Source organism: uncultured Salinicola sp. (assembly GCF_937921195.1).
In the GTDB taxonomy this organism is placed as follows: domain Bacteria; phylum Pseudomonadota; class Gammaproteobacteria; order Pseudomonadales; family Halomonadaceae; genus Salinicola.
Window position 1 is genome coordinate 113,529 of the sequence record NZ_CALFQK010000106.1, and the last position, 26,267, is coordinate 139,795.

Genomic DNA, 26,267 nt, shown 5'->3' on the forward strand with positions numbered 1-26,267 from the left:
TTGACTGGCGGATGCAGGGTCAAAAAAAGGGGAGGCCGAAGCCTCCCCTTTTCCTTTCCGATGCCTTCTTCAGAGGCCGCTAGAACGGGATGTCGTCATCCATGTCATCGTAGTCACGACCGCCGCCGCGATTATCGTTGCCACGGTTGTCGTTGCGGTCATTGCGACGATCGTCGTCGTAGCCGCGACCGCCGCCGCGATTTCCGCCACGGTCGTCGTTGCGCGAGCCGCCACGATCATCACCGCGGCCGCCGCCGTCACGATCCGAACCGCCCGGACGATTGCCGAGCTGGAATTCACCGCCGTAGGGACGGATGACGATTTCGGTGACATTGCGCTTGATGCCGTCCTTGTCCTCGTAGGACCGGTGCTCGAGGGTCCCCTCGACGCTGACCTGCGTGCCCTTCTGGCAGTAGTCCTCGATGACGCTGATGAGACGATCCTGGAACACGACGACGTCGTGGAACTGGGTGGCGTCCTGCATCTGACCGTCCTTGTCACGGTAACGACGGTTGGTCGCTACCCCGAGACGAGCCAGCCGGCCATTGGCCGTGTCCTTGATTTCGGGGTCCCTCGTGAGGTTCCCGATGATATGTACCTTATTGATGCTGAGCATGTTCGCTGTCCTTTCGTAGATGGCCTTCGCATCCTTGGGGCATCAGTTCCAAGGATGTGAAATTGTTTTAGGATGAAAAGAAAAGGCGGGCAACCATTCGTGATGGTTAACCCGCCGAATTGGTTGTTTTTTTTTCGCCTTCGATCAGCCCAGATCGGCCTTGAGATCCTCGGCGGTGGTGGCGCCCGGGATGACCCTGGTCGGGGTCACGAACAGCGGAGTGCCGGTGACGTTGAGTTCGTCGGCGATCCGGTTGTTCTCGGCCAGACGCTTGGTGACGGCGTCTCCGGTCATGTCCGCCTTGACCTTGTTCCAGTTGAGGCCGAGCGCGGACGCTGCGGCCTGCAGACCGGCGTCGTTGGCCTCGACGGTGTTGGCGTAGAGATAGTCGTGTGCCTGCTTGAACTTGCCCTGCTCGCCGGCCGCCATGGCGAACCGCGCGAGGGTCTCGGACTGCGGACCGAGGATCGGGCGCATGACGACGACGACCCGCGCTTCGGGATTCTGGGAGACGAGCGTCTCGACCTCGTCATGGGCGCGCTTGCAGTAGCCGCAACGGTAGTCGAGGAACTCGATGAAGGTCGAGGACCCCTGCGGGTTACCGATCACGTATCCGGGATTGTCGGCCTTGGCGAGTTCGACGCGGACATTGCCGGCCATTTCGTTCATCTGGGCCTGCTGCTGGGCCTGAGCACGCTGCTGGGCGCGCTGCGCTGCCATGAGGACGAGTTCGGGACGCTGCTCGAGGGCTGCTTCCAGCTTGCTCATGAACTCGGGATCGACCTGGGTCGGGCTCTGAGCGTATGCAGCGTAACCGGCGCCCTGGAGAGGGATGCTGGCGGCCAGTGCGATGGCCAGGATCTTCTTGACGTTCATTGTAGTCCTTTCTGTGGTTGACTGCTTTTAGGATGTGTGACCGGTTTTGCAAAGTTACTCGGACAGGAATATCTCGCGGCTTTGCCCACGTATCATGAACGGAGGGTGTAGGAGGATCGAGGACCGCCTCGGCATGCACTTCTCGTTGATGGAATTGAGCGACATGATGTCGTTCGCATCCATCTCGAAGGAGTGGGCGTCGTCCTCTTCGATGATGTATGTCTCGTAGGACGGTGGATACCACGGCCGGGTGAATTCCATTCCGGGGCAGGTCGTCATGGCGGGGATCAGGTCGAGTTCGATCTTATTCCCCGTCCTTCTCGATATGAGGTCGACGAGCATCTGGACCTGGAATCTCCAGTGCGCGTATCCACCGGCGCACATCGCATCGCCCTGGGTCGCTATCGCGGAGAGGTAGGACTTCATGATCCTGGCGGGATCGATATTGTCCTTGAGCTCATCGAAGCTGAGATCCGTCCTGATGAAGGCCGCACTGTTGCTGTCGGACCACTTGACCTGCTCCCAGTCCTCGCAGTGCTCGTGCCGACCGTGGCTGATGTAGCCTATGCGGCGCGAGGTTTGCGCGGCGATGTTTCCGCACAGGCTTACGCTGAGCAGGATGGAGTATTCGTCGTTGTAGCTCTCGACGTAGTAGGAAGCGTCACGCTGGCTGGTCTGGGTCCTCTTCTTCGCGAAGGCGAGCTGGCTGGGATTGGGGAACATGGCATTGTCGATGAGCTGCTGCACCAACATCAGGCCATCTCCGTCGACTTCACGCCGCGGATGCCGTCGACTCGGCCGAGGAACTCGTCATCGATGTGGACCACGGGCGGTGTGGTCGTCCTGTTCTTGTGCTGTATGATCCTGATTCTCCCGGTCCCTTCGGGGCTCTGCGCTATGATGCGGCGCAATTCGTCCCTGTTGAATTCCTCGTCTGCCTCGATGACGAGGATCGGTTCTGCCTGGTCCTTGTCCTCCTCTCCGAGAACACGCTCGACGGCGTCGATGCGGAGCTTGCGACTGCCGCTACTGACGTATCCGCTGATCTGAACGACCACGACCGCTCCTTTCTGGAGAAGATGGGCGTCCGGAACGGATTCGTCGCATCCGGCCTCGAGTGCCGTCTGAGCATCGGATATCCGGACGTTCATCCATCCCTTGCCCTTGTTGATCTTCACTTCGTCGACCTGCCCGGCGATGCGCATGGGCATGAATTCGAGGAGCGGATCGGCCTCGGTTGCGCCGGTGATGGCCTCGGCCTCCATCCAGCGACGATAGGAATCGATCGGATGGGCGGTCAGGGTTATGCCGAGAGCCTCGCGTTCGAGTTGCAGGCATTCCCGCTCGTCGGGAACATCGAACCTGTCGGAGTCGCCCGAATCCCCGTTGTCTCCGGTATCGAACAGTCCGATCTGCCCGGCCCGCTTTGAACGAGCCTCCGATGCCAGTCCATCGTAGGTGTCCCGCATGCGGGCAATGATGAGCGGCCTCTCCTCCCTGGCGACGTCGTCGAGAGCGCCGGAAGCCGCCAGCGAGACGGCCTGTGCCCGGTTCATCTTGTCGTCTGCCTTCTCGATCAGCTCCTCGATGTCCTTGGGAGGACCATCCGCGAAGACGGTGGTGAGCCTGTCGACGGTGGCGCGGCCGATGCCCTTGATGGCATTGAGGGACCATCTGATCGTCCTGTCGTCCACCGGCAGGAAGTTGGTTCCATCGCTATCGATGACCGGCGGCAGGAGGACGATCCCGCGCTTGCGGGCCTCCTGAGCCAGCTTGACCAGCTGCTCGGTGTCGTCGGAGGCTCCGTCGAGTGCCGCAGCGTAGTATGCGGAAGGGTAGTGGTTCGCCAACCAGGCCGTGATGTAGGACAGGAGGGCGTATGCCGCTGCGTGGCTCCTGTTGAACCCATATCCGGCGAACTTGTCGATGATATCGAAGAGCGCGTTGGCCTGCTCCTTGCGGATTCCGTTGACCTCCTCGCAGCCCTTGATGAAGTTCGCCCGCTGGGCGTCCATCTCGGCCTGGATCTTCTTACCCATGGCGCGTCGCAGGAGATCGGCCTGACCCAGAGTGTATCCGGCCAGGACCTGAGCCGCCTGCATGACCTGCTCCTGATAGACGAGGATGCCGTAGGTGTCCTTGGCGACCTCGTCGAGAAGCGGATGCGGCGTCCCGAAGGGTTCGAGACCCTTCTTGCGACGTGCGTAGAGCGGAATGAACTCCATGGGTCCGGGGCGATAGAGGGCGACGATCGCGACGATGTCCTCGAACTTGTCGACACGTATCTCGCGGCAGGCGCGTGTGATGCCCCCGCTCTCCAACTGGAAGACGCCCATCGTCCTTCCCTGGCTCAGGGCCTTGAGGGTCTTCTCGTCCTCGAGGTTGAGGGAATACGGGTCGATCTCGATTCCCATCCGCAGGAGATTTACCCTGCAACGCTCGATCACGGTCAGTGTCTTGAGGCTGAGGAAGTCGAACTTCACAAGACCGGCCTTCTCGACCGGCTTCATGTCGTATTGGGTGACGGCCTGATCGGGATCCTTGGGGTCGAGCTCGAGCGCGGCGATCTCGTCGACTGGTCTGTCGGCGATGACGATGCCGGCTGCGTGCCTGGTCTTGTTGCGGACCAAGCCGTTCAGCATCAGACCCATGCGGAGTGCGTCCGCGCTCTCGGTCGTGGTGAGAAGATTGCGCACCTCCTCGGAATTGAGGATCTCCTCGGTTATGTCGCCCTTGTCGGGGAGCGCCTTGGCGATCTTGTCCATGAGTCCGTAGGGCTGACCGAGAATGCGCCCCACGTCCTTGACGGCGCCTCGACCCTGGAACGTGTTGTAGGAACCGATGGCGACCACACGGTCATGCCCGTATTTCTCGCGCACGTATCGGATCACCTCTTCTCGACGGTCTTCGCAGAAGTCGATGTCGAAGTCTGGGAGACTGACGCGATCGGGATTGATGAAGCGCTCGAAGAGCAGCTTCATCTCGATCGGATCGAGCTTCGTGATGCCGAGTGACCATGCCACGAGGGATCCGGCACCGGATCCGCGACCCGGTCCGACGGGAATGCCCTTGGACCTTGCCCACTCGATGAAGTCGGCGACGATCAGGAAGTAGCCAGAGAATCCCTGACCGGTGATGAGACCCATCTCGTATTCGTAGCGCTTCCAGTATTCCGCATGGCGTTCTTCGGGGACTCCGGTGAGGTGTCCTTCGAGGCCCTTCCGGGCCATGGAGTCGAGGGCATCCTCCTCGCTCTCTCCGTTGTCCGTGTCGAACCGCGGCAGCATGGGCTTCGCCTCACTCGGGAGATAGTCGCATTGCTGCGCGAGCCATCCGGCGTTGTTCACGGCATCGGGCATGTCCATGAAGAGACGCTCGTACCGCTTGACCTCGGGCATGTCCTCCTTCTGGGAGAACTCCGGCTGGTAGATGCCGCCCTTCCCGATCGTCGCCAGGACCTCGACCATCTCGTCCTTTCCGGTCGGCGCGCGAGCGATGATCGAGCCGATGACCGGGAGTTCGAGTTCGTGGGCGATCGCCGTCATCAGCGCCTCGATACGATCATCGCTCGAAGTGCCGGTGCGGGTCACTTCGAGAGCGAACCTGTCATGATAGAGCTTGGAGAGGAATCTGGCCGTGTTCAGTGCCGCCTCGTATCCCTTCTCACGATGTATCTCGGCAATCGCACCGTCGGTTCCTCCACCGGTGACGACGACTCCCTCTGCGTGCTCCCTCAGCTGGACCGATGTCAGGCCCTGCCCCTTGTTGGTGACGTTGCGCAGCGTGACGAGCCGCTGGATGTTCCGCCAGCCGGTCTCGTCCGCGGCATAGAATACGAGCGGCTTGCCTGGCGTGGTCGACAGATCCAGGCAGGCACCGACGATTCCCTTGATGGATGACGCCTTGCACGCCTCGGCGAATGCCATGGCACCGGCGGTCGTCCACTTGTCGGTGAGCGCGACACTGGCGTAGCCGTGCCGTGCCGCCTCGGAGGCCAGCGTCTTCGGCGTGAGGACCGATCCGAACAGTGTGTAGCTGGTCTCGCCGCGGACGAGATGTCGCCCGCTGACCCCGGGAACCCTCAGGAGAGGCTTGGCCTCGATATCTCCCGTGGCAGCGACCCTGACGGGCTCCTGCACCACGTCGACCATCATTTCGTTCTGCTGGACCAGGCGGCGATAGACTTCGCCCAGGATGATGGAGTCGACGATTGCTCCGTGCTTGTCACGCGCGGAGGTGTCGACCCCGAGCTTCTTGGCCACGACATCGAGCGTGTTCTTGCCACCGGGGAAGCGCTTCTTGGCCAGGTCGAGACCGTCTATGATCTCGTTATCGATGGGAGCCATATTGGCATCCTCGAGCTCGGCGTTGAGGAAGCCGAGATCGAACCCCGCATTGTAGATCACCAGAGGATGATCGCCGATGAAATCGAGGAAGTCGTCTGCGATGTCCGCGAATGCCGGAGCATCTTTCAGCATCTCGTTGGTGATGCCGTGGACCGCGATGGCCCCCGCCTGGACCTGCCTGTCGCCGGGATTGACATAGGTGTGATAGGTGCGCCCGGTGGCGCTCATGCCATCGTATTCAACCACGCCGATCTCGATCAGGCGGTCTCCCTGATCGACGTTGAGACCGGTGGTCTCTGTGTCGAGCATGTATGTCTTTGCCATGTTTTTCGCTTCCCGTATGCTAGCGGATCAGGCCGCTTTCGCGTATTCGATGTCGTCGTCGTACAGATTCGCTTCGAGTATTCGCTGCATGAACAGCGGCACGACGGCGTTTCCGATCATTTTCTTCTGTCTCGTCGCCGAGAGGGGCCGGCCGTTGACGATGATGTCCCGTTTCAGCTTGCTTGTATCGAATCCTGAAAGATTCCACAACTCGTCTACGGTGAGGAACCGGTAGCCGATGTCCACGATGACATGCGGCGCGCCCTTGATCTCGACGAGGGCGAACCGGTCACGCGTGGAGATGGTGCCTATCGGCTTGCGCATGTCGAGGAGCTGTCCTCCCCCGTCGCGATAGTATCCTGCGAGAAACGCGGAGATTCGGACCTCGGCATGATGCTGTCCGGAGGTGCAGATCGTGTTCGCCGGATTCCGGAGGTCGACTCCGGTGCTGTTGCGCCGGGCGATGTCCATGAAGGAGATCGTCACGAGGCTCTGCCCGGATGCCTTCGAGCAGATGGTCGAGACAGGTGCCGTGGCCGGTCTCCCCGCCAGGCCGCTGTGATTCTGAGCAAGGAAGGCCGCTACCCGTGATCCGTCGTCGAGCCCGTGTGACACGCGCGCTTCCTCGGGTGCCATGAACGGGTCGGGCTCGTTCAGGACGAACTTTTCCACTCCCTTCCTGATTCTCTCCATCGTCGCCTCCGCCAGGGGCTTCTTCCGCGTGAAGATAGACGGTGCGTCGACGGTCCAGTCGATGTGATCGGCTGCCTGCTTCCATGGGTGGGGCCGGCCCGGTCCGTGATCCTCTTCAGGCCATGCGACGGGACGACCATCTCGTCTGGCTATGACCATCAGTCTCTCACGAGCGGTATGGGCCCCGAGATCGGCTGCGTTGATGTCGCGATCCTCGATCTCGTATCCCAGCTCCCTGATCTGGCGGGTCCAGGAATCCCAGTATTCACCACTGCGCTTGCGATCGGGAAATCCGGACGGAAGCAGGGGTCCCCATGTTCGGAATTCGGGGACGTTCTCGCATGTGAAGATGACGGGACGCACCTGTCGTATCCATTCGAGGACCTTCCAGGCATGATCACGCAACTGCTTCTCAGCAGGAAGAGCGCGTCTGGAGCGTGAGAACTGGGTGCAGCTGGGAGATGCGTGGAGATGGAATACGTCACGTCCTGCGACGACCTCCTCTGGGTCGGCATCCTCGATGCTCTGCAGGAGATGCCTTGTTCGCGGATGGTTGACCCCGTGCAGGGCGAGAGCATAGGGATCGTGGTTGAGGGCTATGTCGATAGGCCGCCCGAGCGCCTTTTCCATCCCGATGGATGCACCGCCCCCGCCCGCGAAGAGATCGATGACGAGCCCCCTCCTGCGAAGGAGGGAATACTCCTGATCGTCCATTTCGATCTCCTATGGTGTTCTGGTTATGATGGTCCTGTGTCCGTGGCGTTCGATGTCGAAGCCATGCAGCGTATAGTATTCTTCGAGCCGTCTGTTCGGTGGCTCTATCGCGCCCTCGATGATGACGTCGTGCTCGGAACATATCTCCATGAGGCGCTCGAGCACCACTCCGCCTGCACCCGCGCGGCCGCCGGTGCGTTCGATGGAAGCGAGCCATATACTGGTCATGTCGTCGTCCTCGTCGACGACGACATCCATTTCGACACCGAGCGAATCGGCATCGCGGACCAGTTCGTCGATCGCGACGAACAGCATGGTGGCCTTGGCCTATTTCTGGTTGTTGCGCTTCTCGCTGATCGACAGCGAGAGGAAATCGGTCCCGGCGTTCTCACCGGTCTTGACCTGTCTCACCCATGCGGCGACACGGAGTTCCTTGCCCTTGACCGTGATCGGCCCCGTATAGGCGGGATGCCTGTCCTCGGTCTTGTATTCGTTGGGATACAGGGCGCCATTGACGCCCTCTCCGCTGATGCGGGTGTATTCCTTCTGGTTCTTGTCCGTCGCGGGCTCACCCGTGATGTCGAGCTTTCCGCCGGACTGGATGTTCCCGCTCATGGTCGGGGCGCCCGGTGCGTCGTAGAAGAGCACACCGGTGTTCTCGTTGGGCTTGTAGCTGCTGTTCTTGCTCATGGTGAGGTTATAGGATGAAGGGAGGCGTGACCCCAAAGGGGTTTTTCCCTCATCCCATGTATGTCCTTCTCGGTCTCATGGGCAGGAACACGCGATGGCGAGGGCTGGAGCCCGACTCCGACAGCATCTCCCCTTGGAGATCGAACCCCGCCACTTCGCATGCCTTTTCGACGAAGCGCCAATCCACTGTTATCTCGTATGGTTCCTGGAGCGGTATGCCGTCGAAGGCGGGAGACTGCTTGCGCACGCCCGCCGCGTCGGCTTGCAGGAGGACGCTCTTTTCCCCTTCTGCTCCCGAGACGATGATCCTTATGTGACAGAGGTCTCCCGCCTGATTGACGAGGGCCTGTGAGAGGTCGATCTCGACCCGATCGATCCTCATCCGAGCATGATCCTCTTCTTGCGCGGAGCACGAGGAACCTCGCCCTGCAGGCTGGCCTGCGCGAACTCCTCGGCCTGCGTCCTCGTATCGAAGCCGAACATCTGTTCGTCGCGCCATCGTATGTGACGATGCTGCTCACCGAGTTCGTTGCTGATCCATTCGATGAGAGACTCCTCGATCTTGGAGGCTGTCTCCGTGTCCATCACCTCACGGCGGTCGATGATGGTCTCCCGAGCGATGGCGGATTCGATGACTTCCATGTCATGAGCGAGGACCTTGGAGGTCGGAGCGTCATGGCGGATGACCAGGCCGATCTCGTGATCATCGCCCTCCACCCTGATGATCGTCTGCCAGCCCTTGGCTGTCTTGATCGTGCTATCGTGTATGATGTTCATGCGGCTTTCCTCATTCGTGGATTCATGGCCTGCTGGACGATGATGGCGAGAGCATTCGGGAGCTCGTCGATCTCGTCGATGACCTGATGATTCGCGCACCAGGCACCGATGGCCGCTCCGAGGCTGCCGATGCCGATGCCGAAGACGATGCATCCAGTCGCGACTGCTACGTCATGAGCCTCCTTGGCTCTGCCGGCGTCGCTGGCGGCTCCGTCGCTGATGATGATCATGATCTTCCGTGGCGCCTTGTGGGCCATCAGATGACGGTGGGCCTCGAGGATCGGAATGGACACCGGGGTACCGCCCATGGAAACCTGGTCCATGCTTCCCAGCGAGGCTGCTGCTGCCTGGCTGCGCTGTCCGAAGCGTCGATACTGGTAGATCGTCGGATTGCAGTCGCTCCCGGTGAAGCCGGTGATCTCGAGATCCGTGCCGGTGCCGGTGATCGCTGAATCGAGGACGATAGCTGCCTTCTGGCAGACCTCGATGGGATGACCCGACATCGATATCGAGTTGTCGACCAGTATGCTGACCGCGGTGTTAACGTCTCGCCTGGTGGACTTGTCGTGATAGATGTTGGGGGAGCTGTTCACGATGGGGACCAGACGCTTGAGATCGAGTTTTCCCTGCTCGAGATTACGTCGGGTCCGGGTGCGGTTCCGAGCGGCGAGAAGCCGTCGGACGACACCTGCGGTCCTGGCTCCCGGACTTCCGATCGTCCGCTTGAGTTCCGCATACCGCTGCTGCGAACGCTGGACCTGTTCGCGGGCGGTCCCTCCGATGTCGCCCTCGATGTCGACCTGGGCATTGTCGTTCTCGATGGCGATCGCCGCGAGCTGCTCGAGGATGTCCTCGAGGGTGAGATCGGATTCCTCGGCTTCGGCCTCCGCCTGTTCGGAGCTGGTCCGAGGAGCGGGGGCCTCGTTTCCGCCCCGGAGACTGCTCTGGCCCTTGTCCTCTTCTCCGTCGGAATCTTCGTCGGGACTCCCGATCTCACCTGTTTCTGCCGTCTGATCCTCGGCACTCTGCCCGGATGGCGATCCTGAATCGTCCGACTGATCCGACCCGCCGCCCCCTTCGGACTTGCCATCGGAGGGGCCGGCATCACCTTCGGATCCGCTTGATCCGCTATCCGTGCCGGAGGTATCGTCAGCTTCTTCGCCGGACTCGCCTCCTTCGGCCTGGTCCACGTCCGTGTCGCCGTTCGCGTCTCCATCGGATGACTGGGAGTCCTTACCGGCATCGCCTTCATCAGCTTCGGCATCGGTATCGGTGTCACCGTCGCCGTCGCCGTCGCTGCCGGTATGATCCTCGTCGCTCTCGACGCCGCCGTTGCCTTCCGAAGATTCGTCTTCGTCCGATGTCTCCTCGGAGGTCTCTCCGTGTTGGTTTCCGGTAGAATCGCGATCATTCTCTTCACCGGCGTCTTCCTTCTGGGAAGGCTCTGCGTCATCGGCCGCTTCTCCGGAAGCATCGTCCTTGCTGCCGGACGATGGGGACTTCTCTCCATCGTCTTCCGTCTCCTGACCGTCGTTCTGATCCTGGGAGGAGGATGGATCGCCCTGCTGCTTCTGCTGGCTGTTGTCGGACTTGCCGTCTCCGCCGTCCTGGTCGTCGTCCTGCTCGTCACTCTGGTTCTGTTCGAGTTCATCGAGCAGAGCCTCCGCCAGATCCAGAGCATCCTGCTTGCTCTCCACTCTGGAAAGACGGTCGGAAGTACCACGGAGCCATGCTTCGAGATCATCGTCGAGAAGTGTCAGCGCCTTGTCGTTGGCCTGGGTTGGGTAGCCGTTGAGGATGGCGCCGACCCAGGTGAGGCCGACCGCTCCGATACGGTATGGATTACCGGTCACGCCCGGCATGACGTTGCCGCTCTCGACCGCGAGCACGAAACGCTCTGCGGTATAATGGCGGGTGGCGCCGATGTAGATGGGAAATCCGGGAAATTCGCGACGGGTGATCTTCTCGATGCGATAGTCCTCGATGGCGTTCCACCATTCCTTCAGCTGGCGCTCCCGCTTGGTCGGCTTCGTGATGTCGGAGAATATCCGGGACATGATGTCGAAATCGGTCTCGAGCTGGTGACTGATCTCGTGGGCGGTGTATCCGAGAAGGATCTGGGCCTCCTCCCGGGTGAAGAGAAGCGCCTGGGGTATGGTCGGAAGGATCATCATACCTTCGGCCGTCGCGGCCCCGGTCCCGTAGAAGGTTGTCTTGATCTTCTTTCCCGTGATCCCGGCGATGAGGGCCTCGATGCGCATCCGCAGATCGTAGCCCGTGATGGCCTTCGCCCTCTGTGCCTCGGTCATGTCCTGCGGCCGGCTGCCGAAGGTCTCTGCACGCTTGAAGAGCTTCTTGCGGCTGTCCGTGGCCGTTGTCGCTTCAGTCATCTGGGTTTTCCTTCATCCATGTTCCCTGTCATTCCGTCCCGTCTGTCGGGATCAGGGCGTCCCTGCCGCAGCCGCAGGAGCGGAGGAAGTCGGGGTGAGCTTGGGCTCGATCGAGGTCATGTATCCTTCGATGGAATTCTGGTCCTGCTCGTTGGCACGACCAAGGATGACCTTGTCGATGGCCCTCCGCAGGCAATCCATCTTCTCTTCGACCTTGCTGGCCTTCATGATCTTGATCAGGTGGACGGCCATGTCGGCGGTCTCGAGCTGCTGGCGCATGGAGCAGGTCTGTGAGAGCGAGGACTGCTTGAACCCGTTCCGGATATGGTGCGCGAGCTTCGCGATGACCTTGGCCGTCCGGTCGTCGATGCCGTCGATCTTGGCCTTGAGCACGATGATGTCGTCCTCGGGATCCTGGTAGTCCATCTCGATCCAGAGGGAGAAGCGGTCACGGGTCGCTTCGCTCATCTCGTTGTCACCGCTATACATCCCGTCCTCGCTGCCCCGGCCCTTGGTGTTGGCTGTGGCGAAGACGCGGTTGTACTTGTGGAGATTGATGCGCCGACCGTCGTGCTCCATGAGAGCGAGATAGGTCTGCTCGTAGACACTGTGACAGGCGTACTGGATGCTGGGATCGGCACGGTCGATCTCGTCGAACATGATGAATCCAGGCTCCTCGAGCGCCATGGGAAGGATTCCGTACTGGAAGTAGCTCTCCGGCCCCGTCGGGGTCGAGCGGATCTTCTCCTGCCCGAACAGTTCGCTCCTGGTGATCTGGCCATCCATCGGAATGACGGTGACGGGAAAGCCGAGCCGTGCCCCGATCTGCTCGATGAGCTTGGTCTTGCCTGCGCCGTGCGGGCCGACGATCGCCGTGCTCTTCTTGCGGGCGATCGCGTAGAGGACCGTGGCGAGGCTCTCCTCCTCCATGTTGTAGGCCTTGTCGATCACGGGGATGCCGGGGTGCGGCCTGTCCCAGATGGCGACGGGAATCTCGAAGTCGAAGAGCTTGTTGTCTTTCTCGATGGCGGTGAAGACCTCGCTCACCTTCTTCATCTCGATGCTGAATCCGATCTTCGCATGCAGACGCTGGGCACGTTCCGCGTTCCCGGTAGGCGCACTACGTGTGGGGGTTAGCACGGCCTGGGGTGCATCCGGTCCTTCCGATGCGTCGCCGGTCTTCACCATGTCCGCCGCGACCGGAGCGGTCTGCTCGTTCGCATCGTTCACCGGAGCATCCGGTTCCGCGGGCTCTTCCTGTGTCGTATCGGCAGGCGCCTCGCCTGCATCGTTGGAGGCTTCCACGGGAAGAAACCGGTTCTGCATGGCCGCATCGACGAGCTGCCGTGAGATCGAGGTGGACTTGGCGGTCTTCGTCGCGGACTGGGAAACGAGTGTGGCGGCATCCGCCATGGACACGCCTTCACGGATGAGTTGGTCGACGATCATCTTCTCGGCGTCGTCGGTGACCCTGGCCATTCCGTCGATGTCGGTAGGCGAGATGCTGCCTTCGGTCATGAGGTCGTTGCACAGGTCGGACACCGCGGCGGAGAGATCGCTTTCGCTGTAGGACATGTCTTTTTCCTTTCCTAAAATGCATTCGAGGCGGCAGCCCGTCTCCAGGCGCCGCCTCGTCTATGGTCTTCTTCTTGGCTCTGTCCTGGCTCAGCCAGGCAGTGTGATGGCCCTTCTGACCTCTTCCACGCCCACGGTGGGATCGCAGGTGTCCTCGCCGGAAATGCCCATGAGCCAGGCCGGAAGAGGGATCTCCACACCGCCGACGACGGCGCGGACCTCACCGGGATTGGCGAAGGATTCGTCGTCGTAGTAGATCGTATTGCCGGGGAAGGCCGGAGGTTCGGTCTCCGCCCACACGATCTCGTCGTCCATCCAGAAGTCCTCCGGACCTTCATGTTCCGTGACTTCGCCGTTGGACGCGATCTTGATTGCCTTCATGCTGCCTGCCTCTTGTGTTGATGCTCGCGCAGAGCGTTTATCTGGGAATGGGCTTGTTCGCCACTGTCCGGAAGTTCTGTGTCGACATACTCGATGTCGATGCCGTCGAGTATGTCCATGCCTCTGTTGTCCGCGTGACTGTAGACCCGTCTGCCCTGGAGATGCGCGTGTATCGCATTGGTGACCTCATCCAGTGAAGGACCGGACAGGAGGTTGCCGTAGAGCGGATGGACCGGCGGTATGACGTAGCTGCCGCCAGCGGGGAGGGCTATGAGACTGGTTCTCAGGCGACCGTCGATCTCGACCGCTGCCAGATACGGATGCAGCTTTCCGTCTCCTCCGAGACGTGTGGAGAAACCTATCCTGTTCATCGTCCGATCCCCGTCGACTGCATCGCGGCGACGGGTGGCATGCGCATCATCTCGATGTTGCGGTTGACCGAGCTTCCGTTGCGTTTCCAGTCCTCGGCGATCAATCCGTCGACGCCGCCCTCACTGCTCATGATGCGTGCAAGGGAGCGCTCGCTCCTCCTGATGGCATCCTCGCTCCAGGCACGGAAGGCCTCTCGACTCGGTCGCCCCTTGCGCTCTCCTTCGATCTCGAGGAGCTGGATGCGCGAGCCCTTCCGATCCTTCAGGCTCTGCATGACGATATAGCCCTTGTCGCTGGGCGCTGCGTAGATCACCGTGTTCTCGATCGTAGCGGCATACGCCTTGCCTCCCTCGACTGGACGCCAGATGGCGCGAGCTTCCTCGGATTCGGGCGACAGGTCCATCGTCTGGCGACTGGTGCTCTCGATGTTCTTGGCGATGTTGTTGATGCTCGCCTGAGCGCCGATCTCTCCATGCATGTGCGTGGAGGCGCCCATATCGATGAGCAGCGTCTTCTCGTCCTTGTCCTCGCCGAAGGAGCGGGCGCCGCGTCCGACGATCTGCTTGTATTCCTTCAGACTCGTGGTGATCTTGCCATTGAAGAGGCCGCGGGCATCGATGTCGTAGCCTTCCGAGATCATGTCGACCGACACGAGGCCTTGGATTCGTCCTGCCTCGAAGTCCTCGAGCGCCCTGTCGTTCTCGGCGGACTTCTTCCCGGAGTGGATTGTCCGGACTTCGAGTCCCTGCTCTCCGACCTCCTTGGCGAAGGCCTCCGCCTCCTTGACGGTGTCGAAGAAGGAGAGACTCTGCCTGTCCGAGAGGTTCTTGGCATAGTGCCAGGCCTGCGTCTCGGCCCAGTTGTCCGGAAGGTTCTTCTTGATGGCGCCTCCGATGCCCTCGGCATCCGATCCGTGTCCCTTGCGCTGGCTCTCGGCGACCATTTCCTTGATGGTCTTTCCGTTCTTCAGGCGTTCGGGAGGTGTGGCAGTCACCGGCAGGTCGATGAGCTTAGCCTCGATGGCCTCCTCGAAGGTGATCACGTGCCTGTCGGCCTTCCTGAAGGCTTCATACATGCCATCCATCCCGTCCGGGAAGGTCGCGGACGCAGCGACCATCCTGATCTGCGGGTTCTGCCGTCGGAGTTCGTCGAGGAGTTTCGTGTAGTCGCTGTTGTCCTCGAGTGCATGATGCCCTTCGTCGACGACGACACGGTCGTACCTCGCCATCTCCTCGATGTGCAGGTTGGCGGTCTGGACAGTCGTTGAGACGATGTCCCCGCTCTGATCGAAGTTGCCCTCGACGCCGATGGAGATATCCAGTTCGCCGTCCGCCCAGCGCTTGAGGTTCTTGGACGCCTGACGCGCGAGGTTCTTGCGGTTGTTGAGGATTATCGTCCGCTCTTTCTTTCGGACGGCGTTCTCCGCCATCTTGCTGAACATGCGGCTCTTGCCGGTTCCGGTCGGAGCGTCGAGGGTGACGTCCCGTCCCGCCCCGAGGCTGGTCTCGGCATCGTCGATTATTCTGTCCTGGAGCCGTGTCGCTGCTGTGGTCATGTTCCTGTGGCCTTCCTCGTGCGAGCATGTGCATCGCCGTCTTTCAGGATGAATTGTCCCATCAAGACGGCGATGCTTCAAGTCTCTTTGCTAGAAGGGCTGGACCATGGCCGCCATCGCAGCGGTCGTGGGATTGGAGTTCCCGGCATTGAGGGTGCCGGTGAGCTCCAGATCGCTCCCGATGGCCAGGCGCTGGATGATGTCGATCGCATTCGACCGTTCGATGGAGAACTCGGCACCCAGCGGGGTGCTGACCTCCGAGACGCCCATCTCGTTCAGCATGCGGCGAACGCTGCCGGTCTGTTCCGCGTCGGGGACGTTGAGACGGTAGTTGGTGTCGCCTGCGGGCAGGTCGATCATCCAGCCGTTGTCCATCTTGAGTTCTGCCCCGTTCTCGATGCGCTTGAGCATCGATGCGATCTGCGGCGCGCTGTAGTTCGAGCGCATTCCCAGTTCTTGGAGCGTCTTCTTGATGTCGTACTTTCCGATGAGACGACCGACGATGACCTCGCCGGTCTTCGCTTTGCAGCGGGTCAGACCGATGCCGCTCTTGGGGAGCTTGTCCCAGTTGTAGAGCAGCGATCCGGAGAGCATGTGCAGTTCGGAGGTCTCCTCGATGTCCATGTTCTCGTATTCGAGCTCCCAGTAGCGACGGGCCTCCTCGATGTCGCCGACGAGCTTCCAGGGCTCGGACCGGATGGCCTCGACCCTGCGGGTGATGGTCCCGCCGGGGCTGGTCACGTCCACGATCACGCCGCCTTCGCGTGCGACGCCGAGGACGATCCTGCCGTTGACCTTGTGACGCATGAAGACCGCCTTGATGTTCTTCTTCTTGCGCGATGCGGCCATCAGCATCATCGCCCGCGAGAATTCGGTCTTCGTGATCTTGTCGTGACGCAGGAGACGATAGTAGTTCGTCCTCGAGCCATTGCCGTTCTCGATGCGGTTCTCGTCGATGATCTCGATCGACTCGGCCCGGATCGTCTCCATGCCCTGGTTGTAGCTGCCGTTCCGCATGGCCGAAGCGATGGCCTCTTCCGTGCGGTGACGCAGTTCGTCGACGAGCTGTCGCTGTTCGCCGTCGGTGAGGATGGCGAGCCGGCTGAGGACCATGTCGAACTTGCCCATGTCCTTGGGCTCAAGTCCCAGATCACGCTGTAGATCCGTCTCCTTGATCCCGTCGATCTCCTCCCGCTGCACGGCCGCGAGCAGGCTCTTCCATCCGCGTTCGGCATAGATGGTGTGGAGCGGGATACGCTGTTCGAAGATGGCGTTGCTCGTCGCATGCTGATGGCCACGGCTCAGTGCGCCCATCTTCTGGATCTTGGCGAGCGTCTTGCTGGCGTAGATGGTGTGCGCGGGAATGTCGCTCACCAGCATCTTGACGATCGGGGGCTCGATCTGTCCGGCGCGGTGGGTGCGACCGATGCCCTGCACAGCGCTTTCGGCTCGGCGCCCGAGTTCGAGGATGTAGTGCACACGCCGGGCCTTGTTACGGACCTCCGGCGAAGAATGATAGGAGAGGCCGGTGCCCCCGGCTCCGAGCGAGAAGAGGAGGATGCTCTTGCGTCCTTCCTGGAATGCGACCACGTCATCGCTCGCTGCCTTCCCGCTGCGTTCCTCGACATACCAGCCGACGTGTTTGCCCTTGTCCATGCGGGGCAGGACCCGGGCCGATCGTCCGGTCATCTCCGCCACGTTGTCGGCGCCGAATTCCAGGTAGATGCGATCGATGGCGTTCATGCTGAGAGCGACGTCGGCTGCCAGGCGGTATGCCTCGTCACGCAGCGCGATGGCCTCGGGCACCTCGAAGGGGTCGCCGTTGCCGTCCGTGTCGATGATCCAGTCCTTCCCGGATTTGACCCGGCGATGGATCGGGAAGTGGTTGGCGATGTAGTTCCTGAGTGCATCGTCACGATACTCCTCGATCGACATCTCCTTCTTGTCGCCGATGATCCGCATCATGCGGGCCTCGCCGGTCATGGAGATCTGGACGACGGGAGCGTTGCCCTGGGCCAGCTCTTCGTGGATATCGCGGATGAGCGTCTCGACGTTGAAGTTCGTCAACAGCGTCTCGACCGTGTTACGCTGCGCACGGATGAAGTCGTTGAAATTGCTGTTGTGCTTGATCTTGCCGCCCGTGCAGGCCTTCATGGCGGCGACGACCATGTTGGAATACAGGCGATAGGTCTTGACAGTCTGGTCGAAGCGTTCACGCTGACGGGGCGTCAGGCGATGTTCGAGTTCTTCGTATTCCACGCCTTCGAAGGAGAGGTTCCGCGAGCAGTAGCGACCCGCCGACTTGAGATCGATGCAGATCTGCTCGAGTGCGGCCTCGTCGAGATTGTGCATCTCGCTGATGAAGTGCGCGGTGCTCTCGAACGGGGCTCCTTCGCCCCACAGACCGAGCCGCACTGCGTAGCCCAGGTTGTAGACGTCGGTCGCCATGGTGGCGGAGGTGTAGATCACACCGGCCTTCGGGAGATCGAGCTGGAGATCGACGCCGGCCATGCCCTGCTGGCTCTGGTTGCGCCTGCCTGCTCCTTCCTTGTGCTCGTCCTCGACGGCGTTGCGCATGTTGTGGGCTTCATCGAAGACGAGGACGCCGTCCATGGTGTCGTTCTCGTTCGCCCATTCGAGCAGCGCACGATAGCGACGCGGATCCCGGAGGAGAGCGTAGGTCGTGACCATGATGCCGTTCCGACTGGGAAGCGGTTCGCTTGCGTGCCGTTCTCCCTGGAACAGAACGTTGCGAGGGTCGCCGCCGATCATCTGCCATCCTTCACCGACATGCTTGACGTGCTTCGCCCTTTCGACGACGACGATGTGCCGGGGCTTTCCACGCAGGGTCTGGTCCATGATCGCGGCACAGAATTCGTTGGTCTTGCCGACGCCGGTCCCGTCGCCGATGATGAAGCCGCCCTTCATGCGCGGACCGCGGGGCCCCATCGGGGAACCCGGAAGGAAGGCGGTGATGGCCTGAAGGCAGTAGGTGACGCATTCGAACTGCGCATCGGAAATGAACCCGCGTTCGATCGCCTCGACCGGAAGCATCGGCTTGTAGGCCGGATCTGGATAGGGAGTGGCGGCGAGTGTCGAAGGTTCGATGATCTGGGTCGGGTGCTTTTTCAGGCGTTCGCTGAAGACGGTGGTGGGACGCCACGGATCATGGACGGTGTCGAAGATCTCGATTTCGTCACCGTTCTGCGCGGCACGATAGTCCAGCTCGATATAGCGATGTCCGCCGCCCCGCGTGTTCAGGCGATCGACGGTCCGGCAGGCATCCGCGAAGTCGTCGGTCTCGTGTTCTCCCGTCATGGCACCGCCGATAACGCTGATGGTCTGACCGCGGAAGGTGATGTCGAAGCTCTCTCCGGTCGCCTGGCCGGCGTTGACCAGGACGCACTTGGGGGCCTTGTCATCGAGAGCCGAGGTCGAGCTCTTGGTGATGTCCAGTCCGCAGGCCCGCAGGAGATCATCGTGATCGCCGGGGCGCGCCGAACTGTCGATCTGGGCTGCCGCGCGAGCGGCCAGCATCATCGCCAGGGACAGTTCGTCATCGGGAAGCCTGCACAGCATCATGATGCGCTTGAGGTTCTTCTCGAGCGACGCCGCCTCGTTGAGGGGGCCGATGTATTTCCGGAAGAGGAACACGGCACGCTCGAAGACCGTGCGGCGGTCCTCGATGGCGATGTCGTCGATGGGCTTCTGGCTCTTGATGAGAGCGATCTGGTCGTCGAGATTCATGTCTCTTCCTTCTTTTTTCCGTTCTGAAACGAACTTGCCTAATCACTGGTCGAAACCTTCCAGCAGTGGACCCGCACGGCGATGCGGGTCCACTACCGTTGTGGTCCGGCCGTTGTCAGGCGGCCTTGGAGACCTCGTCGTCATCGGAGAAGATGGCGGCGCCATCCTCGTCTCCGTCCCCTTCGCAGAGGAAGTCGCCGCTCTCGCTCAGGGCGCCGGCGATGGTCTCGTACTGCTCACCGCCGAGCCCCTTGGGAGCCCAAGAGGTGAAGGCCCGACGTTCATCACCGCCGAGGCGTCCTCCCTCCTCGCGTGCGTCGACGGCGATTTCCGCCATGGTCTCGATGGCATCGCTCTTGCCCTTGCCGAGCTTGCCGGCGAGGCGGGGCGGCAGGACATCCCCTGCCAGGCCGCGAATGGACTTGACCGAGAGCGTGGAGAGGAAGGTCCTGTCCATGGTCCAGTGATCCGCGACGGTGGTCCCGGTGACCTCGAGAAGCGTCTCGTAGAGATCCGCGCCGCGCTTGATGTCGGTGGTGATCCGTCGTGCCAGTTCGCTCTGGTAGATGATCATGAGATCACCCTCGGAGAGCGAATAGAGACCGGAGAGGAGATCCGGATAGCTTCCGAGAGGATCGATGCCGGCGTTGCTCATGATGTCGTAGGAGAGCTTGGCCTTGTCCTCGATGGCACGACGCGCGATGCTGTCGTTGTCGAGATCCGTGAGGTCACCGAACGTCTTGCCTTCCAACGGACGTGCGGCCGAGCTTCCGACGAGGCCGGCGATGGTGACCGCGAGTGCCGCCTTGGGATCCTCGAGGAGCATCTTCTGGACGATGGCAGCGCGTTCCTTGTCGAGATGCTTGGTGGTCTTGCTTCCCTCGACATAGAGGTCCTCGTCCGACTCCTCGATGACCCGGGCCTGAAGGTCATCGTCGATGTCCGGTGAGTCTCCGAAGATGCCCTCGGCGGCTTCCGCATCATCCGCAGCGATCTCGTTGATGCGCTCTTCGTAACGCAGGGCCATGCCTTCATAGGTGACGATCTCCCCGCTCGCATGACGGACGAAGATCACTACCGCCTTTTCCTTGTCGGTCACGCCGTCGACGTATTTGTAGATGTCGAACTCCTTGTCGGACATGACCTGAACGTCCGACCAGCCCTCGACCTTGGCCTTCTCCACGGCGTCCGCGAGAGCCTTGTCCTGAAGAGGCATGAAGTCCTTGCGATGCATGTAGGATTCGTCGTTCTCGTCGAAGAGGTCTCGACGCACGGCGTCGGCCGCCGCAGCGCCCTTGTCGAACAGTGCGTAGCTCAGCGGCACGAGATCATCCTGCAGACGCGAACGGATTTCGTGTGCGGTGCGATAGCGACGCGGATCGGCCATGATCTCCTCGATGATGGAATCCTGCTCCTTCGGCGAGGCGATGGTCATGGCGCTTGCCCAGTCGAGATCACGATCGTTGTTCTTGACCAGTTCGCGTGCTCGCTCATCCAGCTTGGCGTAGGAGAGACGCCGCTCGACGATACGCTCACTGACACCGTAGGTATTGGCGATCTCGACGGGGTCCTTGCCCATCTCCACCATGCGGCTGAACGCCTCGTACTGGTGCATGGGGTGCATGGGGATGTTGATGTTCTCGCTGGTGGCGACTTCGAGCGCCTCGGCATCGTCCATCACACGGACGTGGACGAGGATCGGCTTGTCCTTGTCCCATTTCCCATCGGAGATGAGCTCTCCGATGGAGCGAAGCCGGTTGCGACCCGCGACGACCTCGGTCTTGTCACCGACCTCCCGGGCGATGAGGGGCATGATCTGTCCGGTGTGCGCGAGGCTGGCACGCATTTCCGACCGCTTCTCGAAGCTGGCGGGCGGACGTGGATTGCCGTCCCATTCGATGAGGTCGCTGAATTTGCGTTCGGTCGTGCTCATGTTCTTCTCCTTGGTGATGGTTGGCTGGTTTATGGAAACGAGAGAGGGCGGGGAAGCCATGCCTCCCCGCCCTCTGATGTCGTGATGGTGTTCTTGTCAGCGCGGGACGTCGGGCCCTATCATGACCCTGATCCCGGCCTTGCGCAGGATGGGCGCCAGTCTCTTGGAGCGGGCGGTGTCCGGCAGGACGGCCAGAGTGACATTCCCGCGCCCATCGACCTTGACCGCTCCGATGATCGCGCGCTCGGCATGTCGGTGGATCCTTTCTCCGGTGACTCCGACAGGCGAGAGGATGCGTGCAAGGGGGACGTTGTGGATCGTCTCCTCCTTGGGGTCGGTCATTCTCGCGTTTCTGATGAAATTCATGTCGTAGGGCGCCTTCTTCGGCTCCCAGCGGACCGTGTGGAGGATGTCCTCGTCGCATTGTCGCTGCGAGTCGGGGAGGACCTCATCCTTGGACTGATGTCTCAGCCCTATCAGGTATCCGAGGGCGATGCCGAGGAGCAGCGCCGTCACCGATGCAAGTATCATGACGGCCTTTTCCTTTCCCTGAGAGTATCACCTCTCTCCGATACGGATCCGGTTGCACTCCTCACCGCGCCGCTCGAGCATCGTGCAGAGACGTGTTGCCTCCGGAAGCTCCAGAACCCCGAATGCGAGAACCAGGCTCTGTCCGTCTCGACTGCGGATGACGGAAGGCTTGTATCGTCCGAGCTCCGGATTGCGCCGGATGAGCCCATCGGCTGCGGTCCGCAATGCGTAGCGCGTAGGGTACTCGCTGAGACGGATGGCCCATTCCCGTCGTCCTTCGGGCTGGAGATCGTCGACCTCTTCGGTCCTCTGTTCGATAATCCGCTTGGGCTCTTCGACCACCTCGATGACGGTGGGAGAGACCTGCACCGGGGGAATGGCGCGAGACCGGGGTGCTTCCTGCTGGGCCTGGGCGCCCGAACTCGTCAGAGCGACCGCTGCGGCGGCTGCGAGACCGACCTTCATGTCTTCGTTTTCCGTCCTGTTCCTGATTTCGTATTCGATGTCCTCGGGGAGACGGATGGGCGTGCGGTCGGTCGTGGTCGCACCGCGGTCCTCGTCCATGAAGGGAACGCCGTCGAGGAGGCGTATGTCGTGACCGGCCTGGTCGTTGTAGATCGAGATGGCCAGCTCCCAGGATATCTCCTCGTCGTCGGTCCGCTTCCGCGGGCTCTGGAGCATGTCCCTGATGTTCTTCTTGAAGGCGATGTCGATCTTGTTCGTGATCTGGCGGATGCGCTCCCGGGTGACTCCGTGGGTGTTTGCGACCGAGTCGGCGCTCTCTTCGCCCAGATTCCGTTGGATGAATATGTGGATGTCCCGCATGATCTGGAAGACGGGAGCGGAATCCAAGAAGCCACCCGTGACATAGGTGTTGATGCGCGGGATGGCGATTCGTGAGAGAGCGGAGTCGATGTTCCGCCGGAACATCGCAGAGTCGACGTTGTCCTCGATCTGCAGATAGCCCTCGGGATCGAGATTCATCACATTGCCGATCTCGTCCATTTCGCCCTCGGAATTGTCCTGGCAGGGCTTGTTCAGGTGGATCATCCTGACGTCGATGTTCTCGCAGACCTTGCGACGTTCGGGGAAGTGGTGGAGCTCGAGGCTGCGCATCTCAGCGCGTAGTTTCCAGTGAACGTGGGTCGAGAAGCTCGAGAGGCTGTGATCCCAGTCGTTGAGAGCGGTGTGGATGGCGATGAAGCCGTGCTGCTCGCCTTCGTCCATGATGTCCAGCATGCCCTTGTTGCGCAGCATCTTCCGCACCGTAGGCTTGAGGACCTCGAAAATGCGATAGACCAGGAGGTCCTCCTCCCTCTGTCGCCGGGCCGGCCGGAGATCGCTCGCCCTCAGTGCGAGCGCTTCACTTGCCAGTCCGTCGAGTGCCTTGAGCTGTGTCATTTGGTGCGAACCCCCGCATGGTTTTTATCGTCGGGGATCCTCATAGTTGCAGATTGGAAACCTTGGCAAGAAGAATTTTCAGGATGGTGGAACCTTTTCCACAATTAACGATTCTCAGATCTCTCCTTCCGGACCTTCATCATTCTCATCCCGGTCTTCACCGCGCCCGTGTACGCGGTCGCCAGAGCGACTAGCGCGACCATCGGGGTGAAGATGGTGGAAAGTATGTCGGAATCTCCGTCGATTACTCGCTGCAGGGGAGCGAAGAGAGCGAAGAGCGTGAGCGCCGAGAGAGTCGTCACGAAAGCGTATCGCTGGATCTCGACCTGGTCCTTCTCGGCCTCCGTAAGCGCATAGGGGGAGGGCCCCTCGCCGGTAACGAAGCGCCCGTTGTGCTCCCGTGACAGGTCGGCCACGTCCTCCTCCGAAACGACGATGCACCTAGGCCCTTCGGGTCCGATGGCTCGGAGCATCTTGTATTCCGAAGCGACCCCGCTCTGGAAGAGAAGCGTGCTTATCGCGAAGGTGGTGACGACGATGGCGGATACTATCGGCTCGATGTTCATCAGACCGCCGGCAACGATGCCGATGGCGATCCCGAGGAGCAGGATGAGCAGAGGGCGCCCCTTGAAGTGATACGGCGCCACGGGTTCGATGCGCGTCTGCGTCGTGAGATCGATGGCGTGTCTGCGCTGGACGAAGACCTGCTTCACGGTGACCGGTTCACGATATATGCCGTCAGCGCCCCTGGTCAGTGCGAGGGGACGACCGTCTTCGGTGATCAACCACAATTTTTCACACGTCATGCCATTTTCCCTACTGCCCTCTTCATCCTATAAGATGCTGCGATGGACATTGATCTAAACAAACCCGAAGTGGAGGTCGAGGGCCCGGCCGCGGATCCCGTTCGTCTTTCCTCCAACGCGTTGCGCGGTCGCATAAGGCAGCTGGTGTCCGGCTTCATGATGAAGCCGGAGCCGCTTCCGCCGACCGATGCGGACATCATCAATGAATACCTAAATGCCCGCGTAGCAGAGTTCGGGCGGGTGAATCTGAGAATCGTCGAGCTGGAGGAGGAGCTTGCGGAGGCGCCGGCCAAGGCCAAGCGTCGCCTTTCCGGATCACTCGACGAGGCGCGTGCCCGCAGGATGGAGATCATCTCGCAGACTGTCTCTTCCGATGACTTCGCGACGTTCCGATCGGAGCGCAAGGCTGCGTTCAACGAGGCCCGTTCGCGGCATGAGGAGGAGGCGATGGTGATCCAGGAACTCCGGCCGTTCCTCGGTATGCCCCACCTGCCGGACATAGAAGCGAACGCCCTGACCGCGGAAGTCATTCTGTCGGTCCTCACGGGCATCAGCAAGAATGCCCCCATGAAGGGACAGATGGTTCTCATGCTGGATGAGAACATCTATTCGAAGCCTCAGTTCTTCCCGCGCTCGGCTATCAGGGCGGGAATCGCACCCAGCCTGAAAGCGGAACGTGGCGCCGGTACGGTGCGGTCGCCGTTCTCGGCTCATGAGAGATACGGCGTCGAAGCCGTGGCCCAGGGCGCCTTCGAGAGGAGGAGCAGGGTCTACTTCAAGCTCGAGGAGAACCGCCCTCTCTCCCATGCGAACTGGCCGGAGATCGACCGTTATCTTCCGTTCGCGGCGCGATCCATATCGGTGCCTCTGATGCCGCTCGTCTATCCGCTCGCCTCGGGCTTCGACTTCGGGAAGGTCTTCGGTGAATCGGCCTGGCGGACGATCGAGGAGGAGATCCTGGAACGTCACGCCTCCACATGTATGGTCTGCGGGGGAATAGAGAAGGTGAAGGTTCACCCCAGATGGCGCTTCCGCGAACCGGTGAAGGGGATCTTCAGCCCGGGCGTTCAGCAGCTCGACGGCTTCATGACGATGTGCTTCAATTGCGAGGACACGTTGCGTCCCTCGCTCGAGAGCCTTCTGGCGAAGACTGACAATGGATACGTCCTTCAGGTCGACAAGGAGCGAGCGGCCTGGATGAGGATCGTGAACAGGTGGAACGATGTCACCTGCCGCAACTACCCGAGGGATGCGTATCTCCTGGCGATCGAGTCGCACAGGAGGAGATCGCTGACGAACTGGATCATCGATCTGTCTCTTCAGCGATCGGTGTTCTTCACCCTGGAAGAAGGTTTCTCCCTCGAGAGGAACGGATGGATATGGCCTGTGCGGGGCGCGCCGTTCAAGGTCGTGGGAGCGCCGTTCTACGACAGGGAGAGGATTCGCAATTTTTTCCAGAAGCCGAGCATTTTCGATGTTCCGTGGAATTCCACGCTGGACGATGTCAGCAGGATCCTGAAGGACTTCGACATGGCCGTGGTCGACGAAGGCGGCCAGGGTTACGAGGTCGACTTCCCGCGCAATCCCGTCCCGGACTACTCCCCCGACATGGAGCAGAAGCTCGAGAAGCTCGCGTCCGTAGAGGTCGAGAGCATCGAGGTGGACGCGTCGGATCGTCCGACCGAGGATTCGGATGGGAAGGATATCGGCGAGCCGTCCTCCGATTCGCCGTCCGATGACGGTGAGTACGATTACGACGAGGATGATGAGGGCACTGCGTCACCCGATTATCATGAGCGCTACGCAGCCAGCTAGGGTCATTGGGAGAGGATCTCTCCGAGTTTCTCGATGCTGGTCCCGTAGGCCTTGAGATAACGGCCTGTCCTTTCCTCGTCGGCATCGCTGTTCTTCGCGAGCCAGGCGAGGTTGTTCCGGATCGCGAGCTGATACCGTCCGGGTTGGAAAGCCTCGCCGTTCGCCGGACGGATCTCGAGGGTGATCGTGGGATCGATGTGCTCGAGGAGGTCTACTCCGCTGCACAGGGAGCAGGCGACGGCGAGCGCCTCCATGCCGTATGTCTCTGGATCCATGGCGTCGAGAGCCCGGCGCATGAGACCTGTCATGGTGCCTTCCTTGTAGCGGTGGACAGTCTCGGGTGGCCTGGCGATGACGGGATTCTCCCTGCAACGGAAGATCTCCGCAGCCAGGAGGACATCGTGGAGGTCGCTCCGCGTCTCGACACGGCCGACGATATCGCAGATCGTGCTCATCGTGGGTCGTTTTGCCTCCGAGGTCATGACACACATGATCGCACGTTGCAGGGCGATCGCCGCACTGATGTCCTCGAGATCGCGAACATCGTCGTCGGATATGTCAGCGACGATGATGTGCTCGTCGGGCTTCATACCCGAATCACTCCTCAGAAGACGCTTGCCGAAGAGGATGGCGTCGAGTGTCTTCGGGTCGTTCCAGTCCTCCGACTGGATGTCGAGTTGCGTCATCTGGAGCATTCTTGCTGTAGTCATTTCTTTTTTTCCGCT

At 61.1% G+C, this 26,267-nt stretch carries 21 protein-coding genes; 1 reads left to right on the forward strand and 20 read right to left on the reverse strand.

Annotation, left to right across the window (positions count from 1 at the left end; all coding sequences use genetic code 11):
• Positions 1-79 precede the first annotated feature (79 nt).
• The 19 genes from Q0602_RS11510 to Q0602_RS11600 all read right to left on the reverse strand — a co-directional run bounded on the left by Q0602_RS11510 (position 80) and on the right by Q0602_RS11600 (position 23,706).
• On the reverse strand, positions 80-616 hold the full coding sequence (locus tag Q0602_RS11510; protein WP_298843192.1) for a single-stranded DNA-binding protein: 537 nt from the start codon (positions 614-616) through the stop codon (positions 80-82).
• A 144-nt stretch (positions 617-760) separates the two neighbouring features.
• Entirely contained in the window at positions 761-1,492 is a 732-nt protein-coding gene (locus Q0602_RS11515; RefSeq protein ID WP_298843194.1) for a DsbA family protein, read from the reverse strand.
• 54 nt (positions 1,493-1,546) lie between these two features.
• Positions 1,547-2,245: a hypothetical protein gene (locus tag Q0602_RS11520; RefSeq protein WP_298843196.1), complete on the reverse strand. Its 699-nt coding sequence runs from the start codon at positions 2,243-2,245 to the stop codon at positions 1,547-1,549.
• Positions 2,245-6,162: a DNA polymerase III subunit epsilon gene (gene dnaQ, locus Q0602_RS11525; protein WP_298843197.1), complete on the reverse strand. Its 3,918-nt coding sequence runs from the start codon at positions 6,160-6,162 to the stop codon at positions 2,245-2,247. Before dnaQ ends, Q0602_RS11520 begins: the two co-directional genes overlap by 1 nt.
• Before the next feature lie 27 nt (positions 6,163-6,189).
• Positions 6,190-7,569, reverse strand: a complete 1,380-nt coding sequence (locus Q0602_RS11530; protein WP_298843199.1) for a DNA cytosine methyltransferase — start codon at positions 7,567-7,569, stop codon at positions 6,190-6,192.
• A gap of 9 nt (positions 7,570-7,578) precedes the next feature.
• Positions 7,579-7,884, reverse strand: coding sequence for a hypothetical protein (locus Q0602_RS11535; RefSeq protein ID WP_298843202.1), 306 nt, complete (start codon positions 7,882-7,884; stop codon positions 7,579-7,581).
• 12 nt (positions 7,885-7,896) lie between these two features.
• Entirely contained in the window at positions 7,897-8,259 is a 363-nt protein-coding gene (locus Q0602_RS11540) for a hypothetical protein (protein ID WP_298843205.1), read from the reverse strand.
• Positions 8,260-8,308: 49 nt separating this feature from the next.
• Entirely contained in the window at positions 8,309-8,641 is a 333-nt protein-coding gene (locus Q0602_RS11545) for a hypothetical protein (protein ID WP_298843208.1), read from the reverse strand.
• Positions 8,638-9,036, reverse strand: coding sequence for a hypothetical protein (locus tag Q0602_RS11550; RefSeq protein ID WP_298843211.1), 399 nt, complete (start codon positions 9,034-9,036; stop codon positions 8,638-8,640). Before Q0602_RS11550 ends, Q0602_RS11545 begins: the two co-directional genes overlap by 4 nt.
• A complete protein-coding gene (locus tag Q0602_RS11555) occupies positions 9,033-11,426 on the reverse strand; it encodes a hypothetical protein (protein ID WP_298843214.1) in 2,394 nt (797 codons plus the stop codon). The genes Q0602_RS11550 and Q0602_RS11555 overlap by 4 nt, the downstream gene beginning before the upstream one ends.
• 51 nt (positions 11,427-11,477) lie before the next feature.
• On the reverse strand, positions 11,478-13,001 hold the full coding sequence (locus Q0602_RS11560; protein WP_298843216.1) for a MoxR family ATPase: 1,524 nt from the start codon (positions 12,999-13,001) through the stop codon (positions 11,478-11,480).
• A 90-nt stretch (positions 13,002-13,091) separates the two neighbouring features.
• Positions 13,092-13,382: a hypothetical protein gene (locus tag Q0602_RS11565; RefSeq protein ID WP_298843219.1), complete on the reverse strand. Its 291-nt coding sequence runs from the start codon at positions 13,380-13,382 to the stop codon at positions 13,092-13,094.
• Complete coding sequence (locus tag Q0602_RS11570) at positions 13,379-13,753, reverse strand: hypothetical protein (protein ID WP_298843222.1); 375 nt, start codon at positions 13,751-13,753, stop codon at positions 13,379-13,381. Before Q0602_RS11570 ends, Q0602_RS11565 begins: the two co-directional genes overlap by 4 nt.
• Entirely contained in the window at positions 13,750-15,309 is a 1,560-nt protein-coding gene (locus tag Q0602_RS11575; RefSeq protein ID WP_298843225.1) for a DEAD/DEAH box helicase, read from the reverse strand. Before Q0602_RS11575 ends, Q0602_RS11570 begins: the two co-directional genes overlap by 4 nt.
• A gap of 90 nt (positions 15,310-15,399) precedes the next feature.
• On the reverse strand, positions 15,400-19,056 hold the full coding sequence (locus tag Q0602_RS11580) for a strawberry notch-like NTP hydrolase domain-containing protein (RefSeq protein ID WP_298843228.1): 3,657 nt from the start codon (positions 19,054-19,056) through the stop codon (positions 15,400-15,402).
• Between the two features lie 115 nt (positions 19,057-19,171).
• Positions 19,172-20,989: a ParB/RepB/Spo0J family partition protein gene (locus Q0602_RS11585; protein ID WP_298843231.1), complete on the reverse strand. Its 1,818-nt coding sequence runs from the start codon at positions 20,987-20,989 to the stop codon at positions 19,172-19,174.
• Between the two features lie 96 nt (positions 20,990-21,085).
• Complete coding sequence (locus Q0602_RS11590) at positions 21,086-21,520, reverse strand: hypothetical protein (RefSeq protein WP_298843234.1); 435 nt, start codon at positions 21,518-21,520, stop codon at positions 21,086-21,088.
• Positions 21,521-21,547: 27 nt separating this feature from the next.
• On the reverse strand, positions 21,548-22,921 hold the full coding sequence (locus Q0602_RS11595; protein ID WP_298843237.1) for a hypothetical protein: 1,374 nt from the start codon (positions 22,919-22,921) through the stop codon (positions 21,548-21,550).
• 104 nt (positions 22,922-23,025) lie between these two features.
• Complete coding sequence (locus tag Q0602_RS11600; protein ID WP_298843239.1) at positions 23,026-23,706, reverse strand: hypothetical protein; 681 nt, start codon at positions 23,704-23,706, stop codon at positions 23,026-23,028.
• Positions 23,707-23,769: 63 nt separating this feature from the next.
• Here Q0602_RS11600 and Q0602_RS11605 point away from each other — a divergent pair, with 63 nt between their 5' ends.
• Positions 23,770-25,542 carry a hypothetical protein gene (locus tag Q0602_RS11605; protein ID WP_298843241.1) on the forward strand — a complete coding sequence of 591 codons (1,773 nt, stop codon included), beginning with the start codon at positions 23,770-23,772 and terminating at the stop codon, positions 25,540-25,542.
• A gap of 2 nt (positions 25,543-25,544) precedes the next feature.
• On the opposite strand, the gene Q0602_RS11610 is transcribed toward Q0602_RS11605, so the two are convergent.
• The gene (locus tag Q0602_RS11610) at positions 25,545-26,228 is read right to left on the reverse strand and encodes a hypothetical protein (RefSeq protein WP_298843243.1); all 684 of its coding nucleotides are present in this window, start codon (positions 26,226-26,228) and stop codon (positions 25,545-25,547) included.
• Positions 26,229-26,267 lie beyond the last annotated feature (39 nt).